Genomic DNA, 24,980 nt, shown 5'->3' with positions numbered 1-24,980 from the left:
AAATAACCGGCACCTCCCCGGCAAGTGGTTTTCACTCGGTGCAAGCGCCCGAACGCAGTGACCCGGCGAGAAACAGGGACGGCGCCGGCGTCGTAGAGAGCCGCCACCCTCTCTAATCGGTGAAGGCTCGCGCCCGGGGCCAAGTCCACTTTCTTTCCTGCCGGCTTCGCCATGTCGTTTGCAGCAAAGTCTTTTCTCCTCTGAAGCGCACAGCCAGGAGGACAACTCCGGAATCGATATAGGTTGCAACCCATATGAATTCGTGTATGGATCAAGCCCAAAACATGATCGCCAAAGCAGGGCCGGCTTGCTATCATCCGCGCCATTCAGAGGGCCCGAATGCAACCACCTTCCTCCGGACTCCTTCTCGTCACGGGTGCCACCGGCAAAGTGGGCCGCGCGTTCATCCAGCGAGTACTGGAGGACGCCAGTCTTGATCGCTTCCGCGTGCGGGCGCTCTGCCACAACCGTGTGTTGCAGCCTCGCGAACGCCTGGAGTGCGTGCGGGGTTCCATTCAGGATCGCGCGGACGTGCAGCGCGCGCTCGAAAGCGTGACACACGTGCTGCACCTGGCCACAAGCAAGGAAACGCCGGACGAGGTGATGGATGTCGCCGTCAAGGGCATGTTCTGGTTGCTCGAGGGCTGCCGGACAAGCACCACCTTCCGGCAATTCGTGCTGGTCGGCGGCGACGCCGCTGTCGGGCATTTCCACTACGCGCACCCCGTACCGGTGGTAGAAAGCCAGCCGCATACCGCCTACCCTGGATGCTATGCCCTGTCCAAAGTACTGGAAGAAGTAATGCTCCAGCAGTACCAGGTCCAGTATGACCTGAACGGCTGCTGCCTGCGTGCACCCTGGATCATGGAGAAAGACGATTTCCGCTTCACTTTGTCTTTCGGCGACGACGTGTTCGGAGGCCCGCGCTGGCGGGACCTGGTGACAGAGAGCGAAGCGCGCGACCACGTTCGCAGCGGCGCCGTCCCGGTGATGCTTGATCCGGATGGTCAACCAGTGAAGCGCAACTTCGTCCATGTGTGCGATCTTGTGGATGCCATCTTGCTGGCCCTGGACGCACCACGCGCCCGGCAGCAACTGATGAACGTGTGCATGGACGAGCCGCTCGACTATGGCGAGCTTGGCACATACCTGGCACGCACGCGGGGCCTGCCGCTCGTGCCAGTCCGCACACCCTACCGCTCCACGTGGCTGGACAACACCAAGGCGAAGTTCCTGCTGGGCTGGCACCCCCAGTTCGACATGGCCCGGATGGTCGAGTCCGCGTGGACGTACCAACGAGCACCCGACGATCCTCGCATGGTCTGGTATCCCGGCTGAGTTCAGCCGCCCGCTACAGCACCGGGCGGTCAGTAAGGCAAGAGTGCTGCACCCGATCGAACAGATACGAAGACAGGAGACACAAGATGACCCCGATGAAACGACGCAGCTTTGCCGCCATCATGGCGGCCGCCGGCCTGGCATACGCCTGGGCGACACCGGCCTGGAGCCAGGCGAAAGGTAAGAAGCTGGTGATCGGCTTCGCGCAGACCGGCGCCGAAAGCGAGTGGCGCACAGCCAATACGGACTCCGTCAAGGCCGCTGCCAGCGCGGCCGGCTATGAACTGAAGTTCTCAGACGCACAGCAGAAGCAGGAGAACCAGATCAAGGCAATCCGGTCCTTCATCGCCCAGAAGGTGGACGTCATCATCCTCGCACCGCTCGTCACGACGGGCTGGGATACCGTGCTGCGGGAGGCCAAGTCCGCCAAGATCCCCGTCATTCTGGAAAGCCGCAGTGTGGTGGTGAAAGATCCCTCCACCTGGACCACCTTCGTGGGTTCGGACTTCGTCGAGGAAGGCCGGCGCGCCGCGCAGTGGTTGCTTGATAACACCAAGAACACCACCGGCGACGTGAACATCGTCGAATTGCAGGGCACCGTGGGCTCCGATCCCGCGATCGAACGGAAGAAAGGCTTCGAGGAAGGGCTCAAAGCAAATCCTCGCTACAAGATCATCCGCTCGCAGACCGCCGACTTCACCCGCGCCAAGGGCAAGGAAGTCATGGAAGCCTTCCTCAAGGCTGAAGGCAAGAAGGTCAACGTGCTGTACGCACACAACGACGACATGGCCATCGGCGCGATTCAGGCCATCGAGGAAGCAGGCCTGAAGCCGGGCAAGGATATCCTCGTAATCGGCGTGGATGCGGTCAAGGGCGCCTTCGAGGCGATGATCGCCGGCAAGATGAATGTCAGCGTGGAGTGCAACCCCCTGCTTGGCCCCCAGCTGATGGAAGCGGCAGCCAAAGCCGCCTCGGGGCAAACGCTGCCGCGCTGGATCAAGTCGATCGAGGGTGTGTTCCCGGCCGAAGTAGCCGCCAAGGAATTCCCGAACCGCAAGTATTGACACTGACAGTCGGGCCCCGCTGCAAGCCACGGCGGCGGGCCCAGCTGTGGCTCATCATTCTCAGAGTCGCCGCGATGCCGTGAGCTACACCAGGCTGTGTGCCCAGACACCAGACGTCGTGAGATAGCAGGCGTACAGCGACGTCGTGGCCGTGATGAAAAGGCGGTTACCTCGCGGCCCGCCGAACTCTACATTGGCCACCGGCTCGGGAACGAGGATCCGGCCAAGCAGTTCGCCCTGCGGCGAGAAGCAATGCACGCCGTCTCCGGCGCTGGTCCACACATTGCCGCGCAGGTCCACGCGAAGGCCGTCCGGTATCCCAGCATCCACGGTGGCGAAGACTTCGCCGCCTCGCAGCCGGCCGCCGGCTGCCACGTCAAACACTCGAATGTGTCGCGGCCCCTGCGGATCATGTGATGCCCCGGAATCCGCCACATACAGCAGGGTGCCGTCCGGAGAAAACGCCAATCCATTGGGCTGCACGAAGTCCGTGGCGGCAACTTCCACTCGCCCGCTACCGGCGTCGACCCGGAACACGTAGCGGCCACCGTACTCGGGCTCGGCCGCATAACCCTCGTAATCGGACAGGATCCCGTAGGTCGGGTCGGAGAACCACACGGCGCCATCGGGCGCGACAACGGCGTCATTCGGCGAGTTCAGCCGCTTGCCTTCAAAGGCGCTTGCGATCACGATGCGCCGGCCATCGAGCTCGGTGCGGCTGACGCAGCGCGTGCCATGCTCGCAGCTGATCAGGCGGCCTTCGCCATCACGCGTATGGCCGTTGGCGAAGTTGGAGGGCCTGCGAAACTCTACTACGTTGCCCTCGCCTGCGCCGTCGGGCACCCACCGCAGGACGCGGTTGTTGGGGATGTCGCTGAACAGCAGGAAGTCGCCGGCCGGAAAATACACGGGGCCCTCTGCCCAACGCGTGCCGGTGAAGAGCTTTTCTACAAACCCGTTCGGCGGAACCAGTCCGCGAAAACGCACATCGTGCAGCAGGAAATCGCCCCGGATGCCATAGCGGTCAGCCAAGATCACCTCACCCTGGCCGAACGGCCATACAGCAGCAGCATGCACAGGATCAGCGCGCCATAGATGATCTGGCGGCCCGCCTCGGGCATCTGCAGAACCGCAAGCACGCTTTGCAGCAGCACGATGAACACTACGCCTGCAACAGTGCCCAGGTAGCTGCCGCGGCCGCCCAGGATGTTGGTGCCGCCCAGCACGACCGCGGCGATCGCGGGCAGTACGTAGGGATCACCCATGGCCTGGTAGGCGTTAGCCGAGTAGCCGGCGAGCAGTATGCCGGCGAGCGCTGCCAGAGCCCCGCAGGCCACGAAGCACAGCACGATGACTTTGCCGGTGCGCACGCCGGACAGGTAGGCGGCGCGCTCGGTGTTGCCGATGATGTACACGTAGCGGCCGATGGCAGTGCGCGTCAGCACCAGGTAGAACAGCAATGAGACGGCCACCCAGGTCCACACGGCATTGGGCACGCCAAACGTCCTGCCGACGCCCAGTGCACGCATCAGCTCGGTAGCGCCGTGCACCGGTGCATGCCCGCCCGAGTAAAGGACCATCAGGCCCTGCAGCACAGCGTTCGCGCCCAGCGTGAAAATCATCGAAGGGATGCGCAGGATCGCCACCCCCAACCCATTGACCAGGCCGATCAGCGCGCCGCAGGCGATGCCTGCGGGGATCGCCCAGCCGGCGCCATAGGTGGCGCCCGCGGCGGCGGCCATCATTGCCCCGGTGGTGATGGTCCAGGGCACCGACAGGTCAATGTGGCCCAACAGGATGACGGCCATGAGCCCGGCGGCTGTGATGCCAAGGAAGGCGGCGATCTGCAGTTGCAGCAGCAGGTAGCCCGGCATCAGGAAGTTGCTGTTGACGACGCTGGCGGCCAGCAGAAGGGCCAGCGAACACAGGGCCACCATGGCCGGCGGATTCAACAGCAGTCTCTGAAACACACGCTTGCTGGTGGCGGAGGAGCGCGGAGTGTCAACGGAGAGGCTGGTCATCAGAACAGGTCCAGGCGGTTTCGCAGGCGAAGCACGTGCAGCGCGCCGACGCATACAGCCGCCAGGAGGATGAGTCCTTCGAACAGCGGCTGCCAAAGCGCAGGCGCATTGAACACGAACAGCAGGTCGCCAATGGTGCGCAACACGAAGGCACCCAACACCGATCCCACCATGCCCCCTGCGCCCCCATAGAGCGAGGTTCCGCCGATCACGACCGCCGCGATGGAATTGAGGGTGTACAGGCCCGCCTGCGGCGAGCTGGCCTCGCCCGACAGGGAGATCAGCGACAGCAGCAACCCGGCAAGCCCGGAAAGCAGTCCCGCGGCGGTGTACGCGATGAATTTGGCCCGCTGCGACGGAACGCCCGAAAGATAAGCCGCCTGCTCGGACGACCCCACGGCATAACAGGCGCGGCCGATGACCGTGCGCCTGAAGGGCATCCAGCCCAGCACGATGACCGCGGCCAGCAACACCAGCGTTGTGGGAATCGTGCCGAAGAGACGACCGGTCAGCGCGTCTGACAAGCCCTCGCTGACCTCCCCGCCCGGCGCAGGACGCAGCAGCAAGGCCAGGCCGAAGAACACTGCGCCCGTGGCGAGCGTGACGATGATCGGCTGCAGGCGCCCGAATACGACGATTGCACCATTCAGGGCACCGGCCGCCGCCCCGGAGGCCAATACCAGCACCACCCCGAGTGCCACTTGCCAAGGCGCACCGTTCACCACGACGGAGGCCAGGCAACTGGTGAGCACCATCACCATCCCCACGGAGAGGTCCAGGCCGCGCGTGATGACAGGCAGGGTCTGGGCCATCGCAACGATGGCCAGCAGCGCCGCCTTGTTCGAGGCCGTGGTGACGATGCCGACCGATATCGAGCGCGGATGCTCCAGCAGGTACAGCGAAAACATCAGGATGAACACCACCAGCGCACTCAGCGGACCACTGTTGCGGCGCAGCCCTCGCAGCCATTCTTCCCTGTTCATGTGACGGCCTCCGGTTCGGTTGAAGCGAGGGATACGTTGAGGGATGAGGCCACAATCGCCTGCTCGGTGATCTCCTCCCCGACAAGCGTGCGCACGATGCGTCCTTCGTACATGATCAGGATGCGGTCCGCCAGGCCGATCAGTTCTTCGTAGTCGGTGGAGTAGAGCAGGATGGCCACGCCCTGGGAAGCAAGCTGGCGCAGCAGGACATAGATTTCCTGCTTGGTGGCCACATCGATGCCGCGTGTGGGATCGTTCAGCAGGAGCACGCGCGGCTGGGTCATCAGCCACTTGGCGATCACCACCTTCTGCTGGTTGCCCCCGGACAAGGTCTGCACCGGGTCTTCCACGGAACCGATCTTGATGCGCAACTTGTCCACCATCTGCGCCACGGCCGCCTGCTCGCCCCCCGGGCTCAGCAAGCCGTAGCGCGTGAGCGCCTCCAGCTGGGCAAGGCTCGCATTCTCACGGATACTCATGGGCAAGACCAACCCTTCGGTCTTGCGATCCTCCGGGATGAGGGCGATCCCCAGTCCGGGTTGCTTGCATATGTGTGGCGCCAGATTGGTGACCGGTTGACCAAAAACCTCGATTTCGCCGTGCACACCCTTAAGCACGCCGAAAAGCGCCAGCAGCAATTCGCGCTGCCCCTGTCCGTCCAGCCCTCCCAAGCCGACAATCTCGCCTCGCAGAATCTCCAGCGAAATGTCCCGGAGGCTGGGCTCCCAGCTCAAGGACTTGACCGTGACAGCCGGTCGCGCATCCGTGGCCGGACCGGTCTTGGGCGGGTACGACTTGGCGACGTCACGACCGATCATGAGTTGCACCACTTCAGCGTCGGTCCGCGTGCCGTTGGCAAACGTGTCGACGCGGCGACCACTGCGAAAAACCGAACAGGTACCGGCGAGCGCCTTGACCTCGTGCATGCGGTGCGAGATGAACAGCGCTGCGACGCCCTGGTCTCGCAGACTGAAGAGCAGGCGGTACAGGCGTTCCACGTCTTCGCTGCTGAGGGCGGAGGTCGCCTCGTCCAGGATGAGCAGGCGCGGCTGCGCGCCTAGCGCCTTGGCAATTTCGACGACCTGCCGGCGGGATAGCGGCAGGTCGCGCACGCGGTCCATGGGATGGATGTCGCTGCAACCCAGCAGGGAAAGCAGCTCGGTAGCTCGCTCTTGTTGAGTCTTGGCGTCGATCAGGCCGTACTTCACCGGGGGCCTGGACAGGAAAATGTTGTCGCACACGGACAAGTCCGGGACCAGCGACAGCTCCTGGAACACACAAACGATACCGCGCTCGCGCGCGGAGTTCGGAGAGTCCAGCCGCAGTTCCTTGCCGTCCAGCAGGATACGGCCCGCGTCGGGCTGAACGACGCCGGCGATGATCTTGATCAAGGTCGACTTGCCGGCACCGTTCTCGCCCAGAACAGCGTGAATTTCACCTGCCGTACAAGCGAAGTCCGCGCTGTCAAGCGCACATACGCCGCCGTAGCGCTTGGTGATGCCCTGGAGTTCGAGCAAGGGTTTCTGGGTCACGGAAAGAAAAGCCTCCAAACAGGAAAAATGCCGGGCGCGGCCACACAGCCCGGCGTTAAAACTCCAAGGCTGATCTCAGGTATTTCCCTCGCTCTGCTTCATGATGTCCGGCGCCGTCAGGTTGATGTTGCAAGGCGGAAACTCGTTGGCCACGTAGAAGGTGTCGGGTAAATCCGGGTAGAAGTTCTTTCCCGGTGCCATGTTCTGGTATTCGACGTAGGGAATGGGCACCGAGATGTACTGCGGCAGCTTTTGGCCTTGCAGTGCGGCGATGGCCGCCTTCAGGGCCACCGAGACCAGGCCAGGCGACTGCGCGGCCGAAGCGCCTTTGAGGCCGTCCTTATGGTACTGATGGACCATCTTGCGAAAGCCATTTTCCCCTTCCGCACCGATGGGCACGAACGGGTGCTTGGCCTCGATCAGCGCACGAATGGTGCCGTTGGATCCAGCCTGCGTGTAGATGCCGTTGAAGCGGCCATGCACGGCAATCGCGTCGGCCGCTACCTTCTGCGAAGTGCCGTCGTCCCAGTTGCCCACCACTTCGATAATCTGGACCTGCTTGTGCTTGTCCATGATCTCGCGGAAACCGAGATGGCGGTCGCGGTCCACCGAGTTGCCCGGCAAGCCGCGAATCTCCAGAACCTTGCCGCTGGTCACGCCGTTCTTCTCCAGCCAGCGGCCCATCAGGCGGCCCATTTCCAGCTGGTCTTCGTTCACCTGGATCACCTCGTCGGTGTCGAGCACATTGTCGAACGGGATCAGCACGACGCCAGCCTCTTTGGCGCGCTTGATCACCGGCTTGAACGAGGTGGGCGACACCGCGATCGTGAGGATGGCGTCGAAGCCCGCGTTGATGAAGTTGTCGATGGCGCCCAGCTGCGCAGCCACGTCCGTACCGGTGGACACGACCTTCAGCTCCTTGATGTGCGGCTTCATCTCCGGCGTTGCTGCATAAGCCTTCAGCGACTTGATCATCTGGATGCGCCAGCTGTTGCCGGCATAACCATTGGCCAATGCGATGCGGTACGGTCCCTTCTTGGCCGGATACTGGATGGTCTTCGTGTTGCCGGAGAACGGCTTGAAGCAGGCCGGCTCGTAGGTTTGGGCCAACGCCGGCGCGCCCAGGCCGGCCAGTGTTGCGGCCGCGCCCGCGGCCAGAATATCTCGTCTCGTTTGCATGCTTGTCTCCTGTTTAGAGTGTGCCGGTCTCTGAAGCCGGCGAGCTGACAACGGCGCAGGATTGCGCGAAGCATTTGGCCAGGGCAAAACTTGATCAATTCATTTTTGGTCTGGCCATATCGGACCGCATCAGGGCTTTCCCTTGACTTGCGCCGCTTCGAAGGCTGCGTCGCCCCCTCAGGCCCCAAGGCGCCGCAGGCGGGTCAGCCTGCCTGCGACACCAACACCGACGGCGAGCTCCAGGAGCGGGGCGACATGACAATCCGGAAGTCCTCGATCGTCGCGTTGCGGCCGCCAAGTAACGTGGCTTCGCGCTTGTGGAACTCAGGATCGGAGAAAGTAATGCTGTCGCGGACGATGGAAACGAGGACGTACTTGCCACCGTGGGCGATAAACTGGAATCCGCGTTCCTGCACAGATCACGTCAGCATGATTGGCCCTGCGCAGCGGTCAGACGGGTAACTATATATCTGCTAATTTGGACTGACCACTCTCGGCGGCCAACTTTCGAATCTCGGAAAACCTGGGGAGACCCCCAGCAGCGGAAGCGGTACTTTCGCAGCCTCTGATACTCCGTTCAAAATTAGTTCCGGCATCTCGCCATCAAACAAGGCCGGCCCGGCCAGGCGGTCGACCCAGTTCAGAAGCTGCATGCCGCAGTACACCACGTGGCGCCCACGGATGGTGATGCGCAACCCCCGGCGGTGGCGCTGGAAGACGGGCTCCCCCACCGCATCCTCGAAAGCCTTCAGCCGGTGGCTGGCGCCCGACAGGGACAAGTGACAGCGGCGCGCAGCTTCCGACAATGAACCGGACTCGGCGCAAAGCACCACGAGCCGGATCGAAGCGAGGTCGAAGCGTTGAAGGTTGATAAATTTGGTCATGCCAATTTTTTTGAATGTACCAATTTTGGTCTGACCAGACAAGGTTTTTCCACCACAACTTACCGGCCATGGCCACGCAGGGGCACCGCCCGACGGTATGATCCTTTCGTTACACCTTCCCCGCCATGAGAGTTACCAAGCCTGCCGAACCCCGTCGCCTGTATCAGCAGATCGCCGATCAGATCAGGGAACTGATCGCCAAAGGATCGTTCCAGGTCGGCGACCGTCTGCCGGCCGAGCGCGAGCTGGCATTGCTCCTGGGCGTGTCCCGCCCTTCGCTGCGCGAGGCATTGATCGCCCTGGACGTCCAGAGCAGTGTCGAGATCCGTGGCGGCTCGGGTGTCTACGTCTGCCCGCAACCCAAACGCACTTCCGGGAAGGCCACACCCGCACTCGGCGAGAGCCCAAGGGAACTGATGCAGACGCGCTCCGCCCTGGAGAGCGCGGTGGTGATCCTTGCCTGCGCGCGCGGCACCCCTGAGCAGCTCAAGCAGCTTAGGACGATCGTCACGAGAATGAGGGCTGAAACGGATCGCAACCGCGCCCCGCTGGATCTTGATCGACGCTTTCACATGACGCTTACGCAGATGAGTGGTAATTCCGTGATGGCCCGCATCATCGCCGAGTTGTTCGATGAACGGCACAGCCCGATCTCGGCCAAGCTGTCTTCGAAATACGAGAACCCACGCACCTGGAAGGCTGCGCTGAAGGAACATGAAGCTATTCTCAGCGCTCTGGATGCACGCGATCCGATAGCCGCACAGGCTGCCATGCTCGCCCATCTGCGCGCCTCCGAGCTGCGTTGGGTGGGGGACTGACCCCGTCCCCTGAGGCGTGCATCCACGAGCGCACGATGCGCAGATTGCTATCGCTCGCGCCGGAAATTGAATTGGTGCCGGGCCCGAGCCGAGCCTAGCATCGCGCGTACCCCCCGCCGCTGCACATCGCAATTTAGGAGACGATTCACATGAACATGCAAACCCACTATCCCAGCCTGAAAGACCGGTCCGTCCTCATCACCGGGGGGTCGACCGGCATCGGTGCCACCCTGGTGCGGCAGTTCGCAGCGCAAGATGCGAAGGTCGGGTTCATCGACATCGACGTGGACAACGCGCTCGCCCTTCAGGCAAGTGTGGCGAAGGAGCTCGGCAAGCGCGTGCATTTCATGCGCAGCGACGTCACCGACACTGACGAAATGCGCCAGGCGATCAAAGCGCTTCGCACCCAGATCGGGCCGATCCGGGTGTTGCTGAACAACGCGGCCAACGACGAGCGACACCTGATCGAGGACACGACACCGCAATACTGGGACGCGGGCGTCGCCGTGAACCTCAAGCACCAGTTCTTCGCGGCGCAGGAAGTCGCGCCAGACATGAAAGCGCTGGGCGGCGGCTCCATCGTCAACTTCGGCTCGGTCAGCTGGATGCTCAAGCAAGGCGGCATGCCGGTTTACACCACCTGCAAGGCAGCCGTGCAAGGGCTCACCAGGAGCCTGGCGCGAGACTTCGGACCCTTCCGCATTCGAGTGAACACCCTGGTGCCGGGTTGGACCATGACGGAAAAACAGTTGCGGCTGTGGGTCACACCCGAGTCCAAGGCAGACCTGGCCCGTGCGCAATGCCTGCCGGGGGATTTGATGCCTGAACACATTGCGAAGGCGGCGCTGTTCCTGGCTTCCGACGACAGCGAGATGATGACGGCGCAGGATTTGGTTGTCGATGGAGGGTGGACATGATCGATGGGCCACCCGAAGGATATTGAATTCCATCGAAATCTGACAAGGGCGGCCCTACCAGGAGGATAGCGACGCCCCAGAATTGAAAAAGCCCTTGAATCCGTTATGCCGGGCAAACCATATCGTCGCCCGTCATCAGGTCATAAGTTCGCACAAAAACTCACCTTTGGGGGTTTTGGAAAGCATCCAAACAGACTAAAGCCGGCTTCAGCAGCTCCCAGTTGTTCTCCACCTCGGCATAAGTTTGCACAATCGAGAGTTCTGGCACCATAAGTTCGCACAATCCAATGACCTAACCACCGTTTACGCGTCCCTCTTTTTCCATTTTTCGCTTTTTTTGCCTTTTTGAGGCACTGCTGCATAAATAGCAGAGCCACTTAGATAGTGGCGAGAAAGGAGGACTCAAAAATGATTATCAAAATCGAGCATTTCGGTCATGATTTCGTAAACAGCGACTGCGCAAAACTGTTGCTTACAGGACGTTTTCACCATTACGTTTACCTGATTACGTAATACCAGGGGGCTTCGGCCCCCTTTTTTATGGGCTACAAGCTGGCGGTGGGGGGGCTTGGTTTGAATCAGCCGTCCACCACTGGCCTGAGGTCAATCTGCGCTTCAACGCGCAGGAGCTCAACGTGGAGGCAGGCAGTCCCCACTATGACTGCAGCGAGAGGCAAGTGCTTGGCTCGGCCCGCAAAAAGCTTCCGCCACTCCGTCCGGTCGATGTCCGAAGGCACAGGAACCCGTTGAGGGTGTGTGTGCCATTCGCCGAGATAGTCGATTGTTCCGCCGCTAGCAGCCCACGCCTCCATGGCCGCAGTTGCATGGCCATGAGCCTCGCGTTCAAAGAAGAACGGTCGGCGCCTGTCTGTAGTCATTGGCTCAGTTACGAACAGCACTTCAAGATGATTCCCTCGTCGCTTACCGAGGAGAATGCCGCCAGCCTCTGTCTGCCACGGAAACCGCTGTCGGTGCCTCATGAAGACCTGGATGGTTGCTGGAGCGAACACCACGAGCCGCTTCCGGTCAGGCGTTACCCATTCGCTTACGAACTGCACGCTGGGCATTGCGGCAGTCTTGGCACGTCTACATCGCCCGAGGCCGGCGAGAAGCCTGAGCGTAGGACCCGGGTGCGCAGCCGGGGCGACGGAGCACCTCGATTCCAGTCCACGACCATTTCGGCTGCCAAGCAGGCCGCATGCACCGATGCAGTCGCAGGAAAGGGTACGTAGAGACTTTCGCAGCCGTGACCAGCAAGCTCCACCGGGATGGGCTCCGTTACCGCGGGGAAGAGCGGTTTGCGCTGCAGGTCGGACATGCATCTGGTGCATGCCTGATCCGGAGCTTCGCGGAGCAATGCCCGGGCGGCGACCCCTGCGCCCTCAACCCAGACCGTCAACGTCGGGATGAACAACTGCTGCTTTTTCCACTCTCGTGTCAGCAGATGCGCGAGAGCCTCTTCACCGGTGGCGTTGATGACGAGGTCAGCTTTGCCCAGCTCCCCCTGCTCCATGGCGACGGGAAGGTCGCGTATGTTGGCGGTCGGTGCTCCAAGACGGAGCTCAAGCGTCAGGGCGGTCGCCTTGTTCTTCCAAACGTAGTTCATCCCGAGCCGGTGACGGCCGACGTTCTGCGGAGCTAGGATATCGGGGTCAACGAGGAGCAATTCTCCGCGGCCTAGGCCAGCTCCATTTTTGACCAGCAGCTCCGCAAGGAATCCGCCAATCGTGCCACATCCCACCAAAACGATGCGCCTGTGTGCCAAGGTCGGCTGCTGTGGGGTATTGCGCTGACTCACATAGGCGTCATCGAACCGAAAGAGCGACATCGGCAGCACTTCAGAGGCATACAGGCGTTTGCGCAAGGATTCGGTGGTCTTAGCTTCTTTCGGGTCAGGGTCCGGAAAGTTGACGAAGATGGCGTACTGCGTTACGGGAGCCGCTACAACACATAGGGCTGCCTGCCGCCCCTTCCCGCAGGCCACCAGGAGCTTTCGCTCCATGTTGCGCCGCGCCGCAGGGTCGAGCATCCCCTGCCAGGCGAGGAGCGCTGCAATTGTCTTAGGTGGCCAGTCTTCGGTAAGCGGGCGTGGATTCGCAGAACTTTGGACCTTCACCGCCACTGCACCAGTGTCGGGAGCCTCTTCCAGGCCCATGGCCTGCAGCTTCAATCGTGTACCTGCGGGCTGGTTGCCGACAAAGAGCATGCTGGTTCTGTCGGCAGCATAGCCAGCGAACATCACAGTGAGTTCCGATGGACCGTCCCTTTCGACATCGACAAAGCAGGGGGTGCCGTGCCAGAAGGCAAAAAACTCGTCCTCGAGGTCCTTCTTCATCTCTCCGCGCAGGGAAAGGTCCAGCACCTCGGCAGCGCGCTGCAGGTGAGCGACCGTTTGGCCGGCAATGTCGAAGACGTCGGGTACCACGCTGCCCTTGCCCGCGTAGCAGATCTGGCCACCGGCCCCGATGTGCGCCAAGACCTTTGGTGAGGTTGGGGGTAGGGAAACGCTCACCAGAGGGAGCTTTATGCCCTTGGGGTCGACAGATACCACCGCGGCGTGATTGCCCTTGGCGGCATGGAGCGCTCCGTGGAACTCCCAAAAGCCGTTTGCCCGTCGGCGCCGGTACTCGAAGCCGAGCGCCTGGAGCGCGGCGCGCAGCAGCGTGAACGGCGTGTGGTCGGAAGTCATCCAGCCTGCGAGCGGCCGACCAACGGGCTGGCAACCGCCGCTGCAGGCACAGCCTGCACCGTCGCAGTCGCAGTCGTCGGCTTCACGCGTTCGGGTGCGTCCGGGAACCGAGATCCGAACTGGTTGATAAGCCACTGGCAGGCCTGATCCGCGTTGCTGGCGTTGATGGCACCGCGCAAGTTGTCTTCCAACTGCTTGAGCTTGCGGATGGCATCCTCGACCCCGTCTTTGCCCAGCCGGTCGGTGAGCGACTCGGTCTCGTCGGTGGGGTTACAGACGCCTTTGCTGAGCCGCTCTTGCATGGCCTCGACCAAGTCAAGCAGAGCGAGGTCGTCACGCCGGTCCCGAGAGTCGAACACCGGCGCCGCGGCCGCCATCAGCAGGATGGACGAAGGCCCCCCGGTAGGCCACTGCCAGTCACGGAACGCTTTCAGGTACCGCACGCTACGGCGGAACTGCTCACCGAGACGGTCGACCTCCTCGATGAACCACTTCTTGACCGGCCGAGGGTCGGACGGCTTCCAGCCTTCTTCACGATGCGCGAGCAACACTTTGTCGCGCGGCAGGGCGGTCCACGCGTCGCGCTCCGCTTTGATAACCGCCTCGTCCTGGGCGCCAAAGTCGTACCTATTCATCGCGGCCTTGCGCAGTTCTTCAAACTGCTCGTCTGGAATGGCGTAGAGTGGTACGTCGATGTGCGCGCCCCTAGAAATCACGATGCGAATGCACGTCGCCTTGTCTGTAACCAGCTTCCAGCCTCGTTCTTTCACCAGTGGTTCCAGCGCGGTTTCGGCAGCCTTGAAGAAGACCTGGCTCGCGGCCCTAGGGCGACCTGTTTCCGTCATAAAGCTCAGGGGCAGGTACGCGCCGTCGTCGATATCCGCTTGCTGGGGCGGCAGATGGCACGGCGCATTGATGGTTTTGTAGGCCCACGAGCCCTGCGTGAAGAATCTGGGAGGCACAGCCTCTTTTTCGTACCCAGCTTCCTTCATCAGCCGCGGAAGCCCAATGCGCAACTGCTTTCGAACGGCCTCCTTCGCTTCGAGGATGAACTCGCACTCGGCGTCGCCAAGGGTGATGTTTTTCAGTAGGTTCGAGTCCTCGACCTCGGTGTGGAAAAGTGCGCTGAGATTGAGCATGATCAGTTACCTGAGTTTTTGTTGGGCCCGTGGAAGAACACCGGGCTGGCCGCAACGTGGCTGCGGAAGGGAGCGAATCGGGAGTCACCGAGAGCTGTTCTGGCGGCTTGGGTGCCCCGGGTTTTCAGAACCTCGATGGCGGCTGGCGTCACCAAGTCAAGTTTCTCGATGTCCCGGCTCTGATCGGGTGTAGCCGGATCGTCGATGCGCATGTAGTCGTTGCCGAGTAAATGGCCAAGCAGGGTGTCGGTGGACCGCTCCTGCGTCGAGATGACCAAGTCGAAGAGCTTGGCACCCCACTGCTTGTAGCCCCAGTCGAGGCCGGAGCCACCCCGTTTCGTGGCGCCCAAGGTCATCGTGCCGATGGCCAGCACACGTACAGCACCAGGCTCACGTGACGCACCAAGGACCTGATGCGCCTCATGAAGCCCGAAAAATCCGGGGGAGTTGCCAACAAGGCCGCCGTCGGCGAACACACCTTCGTCACCCATCTGGTGGAGCGGGAAATAGGTAGGCGCGGCAGCGGTGGCCAGACCCACGTCAACGAGTTTGTGCCTGTGGTCGGTGTAAAAATTTTCGGCGTGCGGCGTTTTGAAGAACTGGCCGGAGCCCTTAGAGTAATTCACCGTAGGAATCAGAACGCGATGCTTAAGGTCACCGATGGTCAAGTCGCCCAGTTGTTCTGTGAGCACGGTGCGCAGCCCGTCAGACGCGTGCTTTGCCTGGAACCACGGGCCGAACGCCTTGCGTTTCAGGTCCTGAGAATTGAAGATGCGGCCGCCATCTTGCTCGAACATCGCCTGCAGCTTCGCTGCGGGTACCTCGGCGGCCAACCCCATTGCAAGCAGACCTCCGGCAGACGTCCCGCAAATCAGGTCGAACCGGTTAGCCAGTGGCGTGCCAAACTGCTCCTCGAGAACCTTAAGGACAGTCGCGGTGTAAAGGCCGCGGAACCCGCCACCGGAAAGTGCCAAAACATGCAACGGCATCAACGACCCCAGACCGGGACCATTCCCGATGATGGAGACGATTGTGGTTGGAGTGGTAGCTCAAATAGTGCGCTACTCAGCGGGCTCGTCGCCGTAATGTTTTGCTGCAGCGCACAAACGCTCTTGAATCCTCTGGCGCAACTCGGGCGGCCCTAGGACTTCGACCTCGGGCCCGTAGCGCAACACGTCCATTACGAGCTCCTGATCGTTCGAATATGGGACTTCCAAAATGTAGCTGCCGTCGCTCAGCCATCTGTCACTCTGGTCAGGATGCCAAGTCTCCAAGGCAATCCATTGGGCGCGGTCATGAGTGAACTTCAGGATAGCCCGATTAGTCGCCTTTCCAGAAAAAATTCCGTATCCGCTCTGAAAGTGCGTTCTCATTTCTTCTTGGCTAACCTCAATGGCGGATTCGGGCAGGATCTTGACGTCTTCGATAGCTTCAGGGGCGAAGGATCGCAGCTCATTACGCAGATGGCACCACGCGTCCAAAACCCAATTTTCCCGGTAATGGACCAACTGCAGTGGAGAAATAACGCGCTCAGTCGTTTCGTTTTTGTCACGGCGCAGATACTGCAATTGGAGTTTCTTACCTTCCAGCAGGGCGGTCGCTAGCACCTTAAAGTGCTTAGGTTCAATCCTGCGCGGTGCGAAGTGAATCAGCTTGACCTTCCGCTCAATCTGTTTCGCCGACTTTCCACCTGCTGCCAGCATTGAGCGCACGCGCTCCTTCATTGGGGCGACGTGCTCTTCAAGTAGTCCCGGCTGCACGCCCTCGACCAGGTGTAGCATCATCAGCATCGCGAAGAGCTCCGATGCATCGAACCAGAGACCTGGGAGTTCAAAGCGCTCGCCAGTCGCAGGGTCATCCCGCAGCATGTGTGCGCGCTTGCGACTGTCCCACTCGATGGGGCAGTTCAGTCGGTCTTTCAGATAGTCGATATCACGCTTGACGGAAGCTGTTGAGACACCGAGTTCGACACCGAGGTCGCTCATGGTCACGCCATTTTTCCTGCGCGCAAGGCGAACAATCTTCACGAATCGCTCGATGCTGACCTTGGATACCCGGGACTCCTTTTGCCCGGGATTGGTTACAGGTATCTGGCTGAGGTGACTCCTCGCCGGAGGGGACTTTTTGCGAACCGGGGATTCCCCTGACGCGCGGGATGCCACGTTCTTCTTCGTCGATGGCCCCATGATTCCCCCATTCAAAGTCAACAAGGCGGAACGAACGCCCCGCAGCTAGATTGGTCTTGCAGCCGAAGTGATTTCAACACCTTTACGCTCTCGAGACTATAGGCCTCGACCCAGGCAACGGCAACGTCGTTCGACTGCCCAAGTTCGGCCGTACCGAACCCAAGAAGTGGGATGTGGATCGTCAGGGGGGCGAGAGGCAGGCCATAGCGAGGCTCCCTTGACTAACTCTCCGATCACATACACCAACCGTACGCATTGGTGCATCGGCGCTGCATCTCTTCCCTTGCCTGGACCGGTACAAAGGCAGGAGCAGCAAAGTAAGCGGCAGGCACAAGCATAATGCCGGGATAGGCCGTGTCGCCGAAGAAGTTACCGAATCTCTTGCCAAAACCGTTGTCGTAGTAGCCGCCGGTTTTGTCGATCAGCCAGTCATGCGGTCCCGCGAAAGACTCGACGACTGAATCCTGGAAGCTTCCTTTTTCGTATTTCCATTTCCCGATCATGCCCTCGTCCATCTGACAACCTCCAAATGTTCCACCAGAGCAGTCCAGGGTATTCGGCTCCAGTCGCGTTCCTCCCAGCTTTTGGCCATCGCCAAACATTCCTTTGCTGTATTTGCCGCGAGGCGACAAATTTGTCCTTGAGTCGTCGGCACTTCTGGGCTGGGAGGAGCCCTTGATTTGGTCGTTGCGCATTTCCTGATTGGCGTACGTGACGGCTGCCATTGCGAAGGCAAAGTTGAAGCCCTCGGAGAAGTTGCCCCCTCGGATTTGCGCACTGATGCCCCCCGCAGCCCCCTCTGACACAACGCGCCCGAACGAGTAGGTTGGGCCGTAGTGCTGGGCGACCCCACCCGTGATCGCACCCGTGATCGCGCCGAGGGCAGCCCCTCGCAAAACGTCATCAATGTTTCCGCCATACAGTGCCGCACTCAAACCACCGACGATCGCTCCCGTGACGGCACCCAAGGCGATCGCACTCATCGCGGGAAGTAGGTAGGGCGCGGCGATGGCCACTGCGATGACAACGATCACTCGCCAGTTTTTCTCTATCCACTGACCTGCCTGACTAAGCTGTTCACCGACCCATCTCATTGGTTTCCCGAAGATCGCGTCGGCCACGTCAAGAACCCCACCCAAGACATCGCCTAATCCGCCAACGATATCGCCCCAGAGGTCGAAGCCGGAGGGGTCGATAAATCTCAGCGGATTATTGAGAACATAGGCATAGCGGTTGAAGGACTGGGTGTTAAGCGGGAACTGGACGACCACGTCGGGGCTCATGAATCGGCCCAGTTCGGGGCTGTATATCCGGCCCTGCATATGGACGAGTTCCAGGTCGTCCAATTGCTCATGAGAGGAGAAGCCCGTGCGCACCGAACTGTAAGGGCCGCCGCCTCCGGCCTTGATCCTCTTGCCCCAAGCGTCGTACGCGAACCGTTCTACTACCTTGCCTGCGCCATCGGCTAGCGCGGTGAGCGAGCTCAGATGGTCTTTGATGAAATAGCTGAACCCGCCGTCTTTCTGCGCGGTCGTTCGCTCGGGCGTGATGCGCAGGAGATTCGCATAGAACGGCGACGAGAACTGCATGGGATGGTGCAGGAATGTCTTTTCGAAGAACCCGATGACGCCGCTCGGTCCCGCAACATGGTGCCTGACACGAGTGCGCTCCGGCGTCCTTAGGAATGGAGGAGCGAATTCCTCTCGCAAGAGTTCCACCTCGCCGAGGTACGACGCTTTGAATTTCACCGCACCCTGTCGGCTTTCATGTTGAACCAATTGACCATCGGCGCCGTAGACAAATTCGGAATAGTTCAGCCTCACACCAGCGTTGCGCTTGCGCTCGATGGCCGAAACCCTGTTCTCTGCATTGAACTCAAGCGTTCTGTCACCATAGCTCACAACATTGCCGGACGGGTCATATGCCAGCGACTTGGCAGCCGGCCCTTCACCGACAGCACACAGCCTAGTGGCTTCAGCCTGCTTGCAGTATTCGTAGTTGCCCACGCCGCTCTTGTTCCGGATATTTCCGGACGCATCAAAGGCAACGGCCATTTTCTCGTGTCCCTGCGTAGACACAGATGTCAGTCGGCTCAATTCGTCATAGCCAAACGTCTCATCCAGCATGGAAGGCTTGTCCGTGCGGGAAGTGATGTTGCCCACCGCGTCGTGCGAGAGCCTGAGGTCTTGAACCACTTCACCGTGCGACATCACGGAAACGGACTTGAGGCGATTGGAGTCGGTCGTGTATTCTGTGGATCGCCGCATGCCGTTGCCCAGCAACTCAGCGCGCACACGGCCCACCTCATCGAACTCCAGCGCTTCGGCCAATACTTTGCCGGCACCGGCTTCGCTCATGGAAACCTTCTTAAGCGCCCCAACTTGGTTATAAAAATTTTCGACGGAAATGCCGGTTGAGTAGGCAATATTGACCGCGCGGCCGTGCCTGTCAAACGTGACATCTGTTGACACGGCGTCCTTGTCCACACGAACAGTCGTCCGGACGCGGTTACCGGTCTCGTCGTAGCGATACGAACGCGACTCTCCTCCCGCCGTCACGACCGAACAAAGGCGGCCCTTGCCAAATTCGCAGTTATCGTAGACCCATGTGTACGTAGCGTTCGCAGCCTGGCGCGTGCGAATGCGTCCGGCCGAATCGAAGGACATCTTTACTTCACTACCTCGGGGGTCTGTCTGGGAGAGCAGTTCACCGAATGCCGAAGACTTGAATTTCCAGAGGCCACTGGCCGGATCGGTGGTGCTGGACTTATTGCCGGCTTGGTCATAGAAGTTGATGATTTTCTGACCGGAAGGATCGGTCAGGACCAGTGCGTTGCCGTACGCGTCGTAGGTGTAATGAACTTGGCCACCCATGGCATCTCGGGCGAGCAGGACCCTACCCCTCGCATCCTTGGTGACCGTCGAGCGCCGCCCGGCCGCGTCGATCGTAGTCATCTCGCGGCCGCTGTACACAGTCTGTTGCTCAGCGCCGTCCGGATTACGGGTGAGGGTGACTCGGTCCAAGTCGTCATAGGAAAACCGCTTGACGGTGACCGGTGCGTTGCTGTCACAAAACCGGGGGGAAGTGGTGTGGCTCACGCGGCCCAAACGGTCGTAGCGGATGTCGCTGACGACCGCGCGCAATCCATTGCTCGATGACGCGTATCTGGAATATTGGTCGCAGTCCGTCCGAGCCTGGCCCGGTGTACTTTCCACGAAATAGATCTTGCGGCGTGTGCGTCCCAATGAATCCATCAGCGACAGCTGAGCCTGCATGTCGCCGACCTGCTTGATCGACCAGTAGGAATATTCCTGTGCATCCACGGAGTTCACGTTGCCAGACTTGTATGTTGTAGCCAAACCGGCGGCCGACATGTTGCTGTCCGCTACCTGCAACCCGTCGAAGGACGCAACGACCACCGCGCCGTTAGGATCGGTCTTGCGTAGGACAACGCCGGAAGGTTCGTGGTATACGAACGAGGACGCGTGATCGAGAGCGTCGCGAGCCGTGCGGATGAACCGGCCTCGTGTGTCATATTCGCTCGCCTGAACGCGTGTACCGTCCTCTCGGCTGGCAACCATCACTTTTGTCTTGTTGCCGAACACGTCGCGCTCGATGCCCGTGACCAACTGGTGCTGCGTTCCTTTGAACGAGACCTCGCGGGTCTGCAGCGCGGTCACGGGGTCATAACCGAACTCAGAGCTTCTCGAAATGGCCGGCGTCCCCTTGGCGAAGTAGGTGACAGTACTGGCTGTCGGTCGCCCGAAAATCCACCGCACCTCACTTTCCTGTCCGAAACTCGTTTCCGTCCGCATCCCCGACTCGTCCGCATATCGGCTCTCCAATAAGACCGTATTGCCGAACCTGTCATAGCCTAGTCTGTCTACTTGGTCGTTCAGCGTCTTGCCTAAGAGATCGGCAGACGTCACCCTGCGGTCTTTGAGCAAGGCCCGCAGGATCGCCGGTCTGAAACCCGGATTGCCATCCGGATGGGGCAGTCCACCGGTTTGCTCCACGGCCCAGCCCGAAACGGACGACGCGATGGCGACGTCTTTCCCCTCATAAAGCTGCAAGGTCAGGCTGGACATAAGTTGCCCTACCAATCCCTCGGTTTGGGAAAATTCGTTCCTGATGATCCGCTGGCGCTGGGTGTCGAGCGTCTCCTGAATCGAAAATCCCAGCGACCTTCCGGACTGCACATTCACCCGGTAACCCGAGTACGTGTAAGCGCGAGTTCGCCGCTCGACACCCGCACCGGTGGTTTCTAGGTTGGTAACCACGTAGCCGGGCAGCAGAGCATGGATCACTGGGTAGCTGGATTCGCACCCGACAAAAGAGTGTGGCAACTTGCAGACGATGGCCTCGGCCGCGCCGGACTCAGCGGTCTTGGCTGCCTGCAGGCCATCGTAGGAGAGATAAGACTGGAACGACACGGTGGTGACTAAGCCCAGCCCATTTACGACACGGTTCAGCAAGCCGGGCTTGCCTGCTTCGTTCACAAAGACACTTCTATCATTGACACCGCCGCTACGCGCGAAGAACTGGATCAGGTCAACCAGGCCATCGCCGTTCACGTCCAGCGGCCGCACGCCAATGTCCCCCAGGCCATCTTCGGTAAACGCCACCGGGGGAATCATGTTTGGCGCTCCTTCGGCCCAACTCGTGCCTGTGTTGGTATAGACGCCCGAGCCGGCGTGCGCGCCGCCGGTGCGGCTGTAGACTAGGTCGAGCAGCCCATCGCCATTGACATCAAAAAATCTCAGGCCCAGGTCACCCCTGCCGCCGCCAACCGCGATGTCGGGGAGTGCGAACCATTTATTGGCTGGGGTCCACCCCGCCCCCGTGCCGAGGAAGACCCGGGACGAGCCTTTGAGCGCATAGATAAAGTCAGGAATCCCGTCAGCATTGAGGTCGATGAAGAAAACTTGCTTGGCGTTGACGTCGAGGAACGTCACTTCGGAGTCAATCCGCGCGGGTGGCGTAAACCGCGCATCATCCACCCATCCGCTTCCGGTATTGATCAAGGCGCCGGAGGCGATCTTTTCCCGAATCTGCCAAACATCGTCCATCAGCACTTGTTCGAATGTGCGGTAGTGGTAGAGGATGTCCGGAAGTCGATCGGCATTTATGTCTAGAAACTCCAACCTAGTGTCCATGGTCTGCACGTTCTGGAATGTCTCGTCGTCTTGGAAATTGCCGCAGAGCGGATTGGGCGGCAAGGGGTTTGGCGGCGGACCGAAGTCGAACCCCGGCTTCTTCGGGCAAAGGACTTGGCGCGCAATAGGCTGCGTCAGTGCGTAGGCGGCGTCGGCTTTCCAGGTTTTCCCGCCGTCATTCAGGAAGGTCGTCGCCATCAGTTCATACGGGGACGGCGGCGGCGGTGGCGGATCTTGCGGATTGCCGCCGGGGGGGGGCACCGGCTGCACAGCGGCCTCACGCTCGACCAGGCTGGAATAGACGAGGTCGGTCAAACCATCGCCGTTGACATCGATAGCCCGCACACCGTAGGGACCAAATCCCTCCCTAGAAAAAGGCAAGGTGGGCACCAGCCCGGGCAGGACGTTCTTCTGCCAAATTCCCTTGCCCGTTTGGCAAGGGGCTTGCTTCATCTTCGTACAGTTGATATACGCTGCGCTCTCCAGCGTCACGATCGGCGCCATGCCGTAGCGAATCTGTACCTTTTCACGCGACACCAGCAAATCCGTCAATCCATCGCCATTGACATCGATCAGCAAGGCACCCGTGTCGCTGAAGTCTTCGGCCGACAGCGGTTCGGGCAACGCAAATTCAGGCTTTTCAGTCCATTTAGTTGAGCCCTTGGGGTCAAAAATCCAGGCTTTTGACTCAATACCCGAAACTTTCCTGACCGCCGACACAATGTCAGGGTAACCGTCCCCGTTTATATCGACGAAGCGGATACCCAGATCGATCTTATCGAAGGCGGCGATGTTGATGGTCGCGGGCAACCGATAGTCCCCGATCTCTTCCCATTTGCCACCGGAAGCCCGCGCGAAGATGAGCGGCGTGCTTAACTTGGCCCCTCCGCCGGCGAACATCATCAGGCGGCGCTGCGCCGTGCCCATGCTGTTGGCCACGGTCAAGGTTTGGAACACACCCCTCCTGCGCTTGGGGTCGCCCAACAGAGTGACTGGCGGGGCAAAACTCGGGTCGGAAACCCAGCTCGCACCCTGGTTCAGATAAGCATAACGCTCGGTCGCGCTGCGGCCATGCGCGAAGATGTCCGGTTGACCATCCCCGTCGACGTCGGCCACAGAAGCCACCTGCTCGCCGACGTCGCTCTTGGTCCGCCAGAACAAAACGGGAGGTACAGCAGCATCGGATTGCCATCCGTTGGCGGAAGCGATCAGGCCGCTGCGAAACGGCGCCTGCCCAAAGGTCTGGTACGCGGCCATCAAGCGCTGGCATTGGCCATCGGTCCCTACTGCCTGTACGGCCTCATGCGCGGGTACGGTTCCGAAGGTTGGCACAAAAGACGCGGCCATCTTTTCCCACTTGGCCGCGGTCGGCGCATAGACGGCGACACCACCCGCGCTCCCGGGATGCAGGTAAACGAGTTCACTGTTGCCGTCGCAATCCACGTCCAGCGCATAGACCCTGTCCAGGTCCGGCGCCGACGCGTCTCCCCGAAGCGGATGCGGCGGAGCGGGCAGTTTGCTCTTCTGCCAAGCAGCGCCCGCTAGCGTCACCATGCCGGAAAGAGGCGCACCCGCGCCGACTTGACGGTGCCAACCCAGCGAAATCGCGCCGTCACGCTTTATTAAAGCGATGCCGCTGGAAGCAAGCGATCCTCCGCGAATGGCAATCGGCAGCGCGGCCACTCGTTCCCACCCACCATCCGAACTAATGTAGGTCCCATCCAGGGCGGGCGACAGGCCGCTGACCAACATGTCCTCCATGCCGTCCCCGTTGATATCCGCCCACGCCACCGGAGAAGCCATGCCCTCCTGGTCAGCCGTAATCACCGGTGGCGCGTAAGTCTTGCCATTGGCTCCGGCTAGGCGATCCCAGCGACCATTGGCCGGGTCGAAATAGTAGGCGCCTGCGATTTCCTTCCCGCCTACGGCCAGCCGATAGACAACGGCTTGGTACGACTTCCCCCCTTTGTTTACACGAACGGCACGAAAGCCCTCCGCCAAGCGCCCCAGGCTGGGCAGGTCTGCGAAATCATCGCCCAGCCACGGCCTCTGCGCCCACTGGGGCACGGCGTGCGTATAAGAAAAATTCAGCGGGCGGAAGGAGGTACTCGAACCCTGCGCGGGTGTCGCCCCTGTTTCGTAGCCCGTTTCGGTCAAAGCCTTTAAGAAAAAGAAATTGGAACCCAGCTCCGTAGCCGCATCATAGGTGGGCGTGTAGGTTCGCAGGTACTGCATGCCATAGCGCGAATGAATGCGCTTCAGGCGCTTGCGCGCAGGAATGGCCTCTCCTTCGAGGAAGCGCACTTCATAGGGCGTCGCCAAGTCCTCGTATTCGAAATCGACCGCCGCATACGGCAGCATGGCGGCTTTGAGGTTGCCCGTGTACTCGATCTTCTTAATCTGGTAATCCATCGTCGCCGCTTCGGCGAGATAGGAAAACACCATGTAGTTGCCGGCTTGGTCCTCTACCCTGTCACACAGCCACATCATGGGTACGCCGGCCCCCCCTTTGCCGGCCACGCGCGAGTTGGCCGTCGAACCAAAGGAAAGCGTCAGGCCTGGACGCGTGTTTGCCACGAACTTGAGCGGCCCCGCCGGCGTCCAATCGTACGCCCGAATCCGCGTGTATGAATCTGTCCTAGTGCGGAACTCCACAAAGCGATCAGCCGGTTTGGCGCTCTTGCGGTTGTCCACAACCATGACCAGGCGCTCGCCGTCCAGCATGAGACCGTCATGTTCATTGAAAGCCACGCCGCGCACTATCCCATCGTCGGCCAGATTCCTAGTGCTGCGCTGAATAAGAGTCAGCCCCGTGAGGTTCCATCCGAAGCCATACGGTGACTTTCCAGCGCGGCTGCTGTAGGTGAGAGCAATCTTCGGTTCCATCCCGGACGTTCCGGGCGGCAGCTTGATAGGGATGGAATAGGCAGCGCCACCGTCCTGCGTGACGCTGAGGTTCCCGTCCGTTGAGCCAACGATAACCCGGTTTGCCGCCAGCACATGTCCCGCTATCGCAAATGTAAGGAGAACCAGTGCCCGGGCCATCGATGCAAATATCGATCGAGTCATGGGTT

Annotated in this window: 16 protein-coding genes and 1 pseudogene; 4 read left to right on the top strand and 13 right to left on the bottom strand. The window is 60.8% G+C overall.

Annotated features, from left to right (window positions below):
• Window positions 1-339: 339 nt before the first annotated feature.
• Both AC1DZE_RS19295 and AC1DZE_RS19290 read left to right on the top strand, forming a co-directional pair.
• Window positions 340-1,338 (top strand): NAD-dependent epimerase/dehydratase family protein, encoded by a 999-nt coding sequence (locus tag AC1DZE_RS19295; protein ID WP_477670182.1) that lies wholly within the window; start codon window positions 340-342, stop codon window positions 1,336-1,338.
• An 86-nt stretch (window positions 1,339-1,424) separates the two neighbouring features.
• Window positions 1,425-2,402: an ABC transporter substrate-binding protein gene (locus AC1DZE_RS19290; RefSeq protein ID WP_477670183.1), complete on the top strand. Its 978-nt coding sequence runs from the start codon at window positions 1,425-1,427 to the stop codon at window positions 2,400-2,402.
• Between the two features lie 84 nt (window positions 2,403-2,486).
• Here the strand turns inward: AC1DZE_RS19290 and AC1DZE_RS19285 are convergent, their stop codons facing one another.
• The 7 genes and pseudogenes from AC1DZE_RS19285 to AC1DZE_RS19255 form a co-directional block, all read right to left on the bottom strand.
• Window positions 2,487-3,434, bottom strand: a complete 948-nt coding sequence (locus AC1DZE_RS19285) for an SMP-30/gluconolactonase/LRE family protein (protein WP_477670184.1) — start codon at window positions 3,432-3,434, stop codon at window positions 2,487-2,489.
• Between the two features lie 2 nt (window positions 3,435-3,436).
• A complete protein-coding gene (locus AC1DZE_RS19280; RefSeq protein ID WP_457282643.1) occupies window positions 3,437-4,423 on the bottom strand; it encodes an ABC transporter permease in 987 nt (328 codons plus the stop codon).
• A complete protein-coding gene (locus AC1DZE_RS19275; protein WP_477670185.1) occupies window positions 4,423-5,406 on the bottom strand; it encodes an ABC transporter permease in 984 nt (327 codons plus the stop codon). The genes AC1DZE_RS19280 and AC1DZE_RS19275 overlap by 1 nt, the downstream gene beginning before the upstream one ends.
• On the bottom strand, window positions 5,403-6,938 hold the full coding sequence (locus AC1DZE_RS19270) for a sugar ABC transporter ATP-binding protein (RefSeq protein WP_477670186.1): 1,536 nt from the start codon (window positions 6,936-6,938) through the stop codon (window positions 5,403-5,405). The genes AC1DZE_RS19275 and AC1DZE_RS19270 overlap by 4 nt, the downstream gene beginning before the upstream one ends.
• Window positions 6,939-7,013: 75 nt before the next feature.
• Complete coding sequence (locus AC1DZE_RS19265) at window positions 7,014-8,117, bottom strand: sugar ABC transporter substrate-binding protein (RefSeq protein ID WP_477670187.1); 1,104 nt, start codon at window positions 8,115-8,117, stop codon at window positions 7,014-7,016.
• Between the two features lie 254 nt (window positions 8,118-8,371).
• Window positions 8,372-8,536, bottom strand: a pseudogene (locus tag AC1DZE_RS19260) (dehydrogenase); the annotation flags it as partial.
• 54 nt (window positions 8,537-8,590) lie between these two features.
• Window positions 8,591-9,001, bottom strand: coding sequence for a helix-turn-helix domain-containing protein (locus tag AC1DZE_RS19255; protein ID WP_477700445.1), 411 nt, complete (start codon window positions 8,999-9,001; stop codon window positions 8,591-8,593).
• A 125-nt stretch (window positions 9,002-9,126) separates the two neighbouring features.
• On the opposite strand from AC1DZE_RS19255, the gene AC1DZE_RS19250 reads away from it, so the two are divergent.
• Both AC1DZE_RS19250 and AC1DZE_RS19245 read left to right on the top strand, forming a co-directional pair.
• Window positions 9,127-9,819, top strand: coding sequence for a FadR/GntR family transcriptional regulator (locus AC1DZE_RS19250; protein ID WP_457282638.1), 693 nt, complete (start codon window positions 9,127-9,129; stop codon window positions 9,817-9,819).
• A gap of 149 nt (window positions 9,820-9,968) precedes the next feature.
• Window positions 9,969-10,736: an SDR family NAD(P)-dependent oxidoreductase gene (locus tag AC1DZE_RS19245; RefSeq protein ID WP_477670189.1), complete on the top strand. Its 768-nt coding sequence runs from the start codon at window positions 9,969-9,971 to the stop codon at window positions 10,734-10,736.
• Window positions 10,737-11,314: 578 nt separating this feature from the next.
• Here the strand turns inward: AC1DZE_RS19245 and AC1DZE_RS19240 are convergent.
• From AC1DZE_RS19240 to AC1DZE_RS19215, 6 genes are all read right to left on the bottom strand, one after another.
• On the bottom strand, window positions 11,315-11,716 hold the full coding sequence (locus AC1DZE_RS19240; protein WP_477674778.1) for a Mov34/MPN/PAD-1 family protein: 402 nt from the start codon (window positions 11,714-11,716) through the stop codon (window positions 11,315-11,317).
• A 65-nt stretch (window positions 11,717-11,781) separates the two neighbouring features.
• The gene (locus tag AC1DZE_RS19235) at window positions 11,782-13,425 is read right to left on the bottom strand and encodes a ThiF family adenylyltransferase (RefSeq protein ID WP_477700444.1); all 1,644 of its coding nucleotides are present in this window, start codon (window positions 13,423-13,425) and stop codon (window positions 11,782-11,784) included.
• Window positions 13,422-14,564 (bottom strand): CBASS cGAMP synthase, encoded by a 1,143-nt coding sequence (locus AC1DZE_RS19230; RefSeq protein ID WP_477700443.1) that lies wholly within the window; start codon window positions 14,562-14,564, stop codon window positions 13,422-13,424. The genes AC1DZE_RS19235 and AC1DZE_RS19230 overlap by 4 nt, the downstream gene beginning before the upstream one ends.
• A 2-nt stretch (window positions 14,565-14,566) precedes the next feature.
• A complete protein-coding gene (locus AC1DZE_RS19225) occupies window positions 14,567-15,553 on the bottom strand; it encodes a CBASS cGAMP-activated phospholipase (RefSeq protein ID WP_477700442.1) in 987 nt (328 codons plus the stop codon).
• Window positions 15,554-15,625: 72 nt separating this feature from the next.
• Window positions 15,626-16,591: a helix-turn-helix transcriptional regulator gene (locus AC1DZE_RS19220; protein WP_477700441.1), complete on the bottom strand. Its 966-nt coding sequence runs from the start codon at window positions 16,589-16,591 to the stop codon at window positions 15,626-15,628.
• Window positions 16,592-16,983: 392 nt separating this feature from the next.
• Window positions 16,984-24,975 (bottom strand): FG-GAP-like repeat-containing protein, encoded by a 7,992-nt coding sequence (locus AC1DZE_RS19215; protein WP_477700440.1) that lies wholly within the window; start codon window positions 24,973-24,975, stop codon window positions 16,984-16,986.
• Window positions 24,976-24,980: the final 5 nt, after the last annotated feature.

This window comes from Polaromonas sp. P1_F1 (assembly GCF_056405795.1).
Note: the sequence above shows the minus strand (reverse complement) of the source record. Positions and strands in the feature narration are given on the sequence as shown.

Coding starts and splice junctions, on each gene's coding strand:
- AC1DZE_RS19240 (WP_477674778.1), bottom strand. CDS start 11,716: ATGAGGCACCGACAGCGGTTTCCGTGGCAGACAGAGGCTGGCGGCATT.
- AC1DZE_RS19230 (WP_477700443.1), bottom strand. CDS start 14,564: ATGCTCAATCTCAGCGCACTTTTCCACACCGAGGTCGAGGACTCGAAC.
- AC1DZE_RS19215 (WP_477700440.1), bottom strand. CDS start 24,975: ATGACTCGATCGATATTTGCATCGATGGCCCGGGCACTGGTTCTCCTT.
- AC1DZE_RS19245 (WP_477670189.1), top strand. CDS start 9,969: ATGAACATGCAAACCCACTATCCCAGCCTGAAAGACCGGTCCGTCCTC.
- AC1DZE_RS19275 (WP_477670185.1), bottom strand. CDS start 5,406: ATGAACAGGGAAGAATGGCTGCGAGGGCTGCGCCGCAACAGTGGTCCG.
- AC1DZE_RS19265 (WP_477670187.1), bottom strand. CDS start 8,117: ATGCAAACGAGACGAGATATTCTGGCCGCGGGCGCGGCCGCAACACTG.
- AC1DZE_RS19280 (WP_457282643.1), bottom strand. CDS start 4,423: ATGACCAGCCTCTCCGTTGACACTCCGCGCTCCTCCGCCACCAGCAAG.
- AC1DZE_RS19255 (WP_477700445.1), bottom strand. CDS start 9,001: ATGACCAAATTTATCAACCTTCAACGCTTCGACCTCGCTTCGATCCGG.
- AC1DZE_RS19225 (WP_477700442.1), bottom strand. CDS start 15,553: ATGCCGTTGCATGTTTTGGCACTTTCCGGTGGCGGGTTCCGCGGCCTT.
- AC1DZE_RS19250 (WP_457282638.1), top strand. CDS start 9,127: ATGAGAGTTACCAAGCCTGCCGAACCCCGTCGCCTGTATCAGCAGATC.
- AC1DZE_RS19295 (WP_477670182.1), top strand. CDS start 340: ATGCAACCACCTTCCTCCGGACTCCTTCTCGTCACGGGTGCCACCGGC.
- AC1DZE_RS19290 (WP_477670183.1), top strand. CDS start 1,425: ATGACCCCGATGAAACGACGCAGCTTTGCCGCCATCATGGCGGCCGCC.
- AC1DZE_RS19235 (WP_477700444.1), bottom strand. CDS start 13,425: ATGACTTCCGACCACACGCCGTTCACGCTGCTGCGCGCCGCGCTCCAG.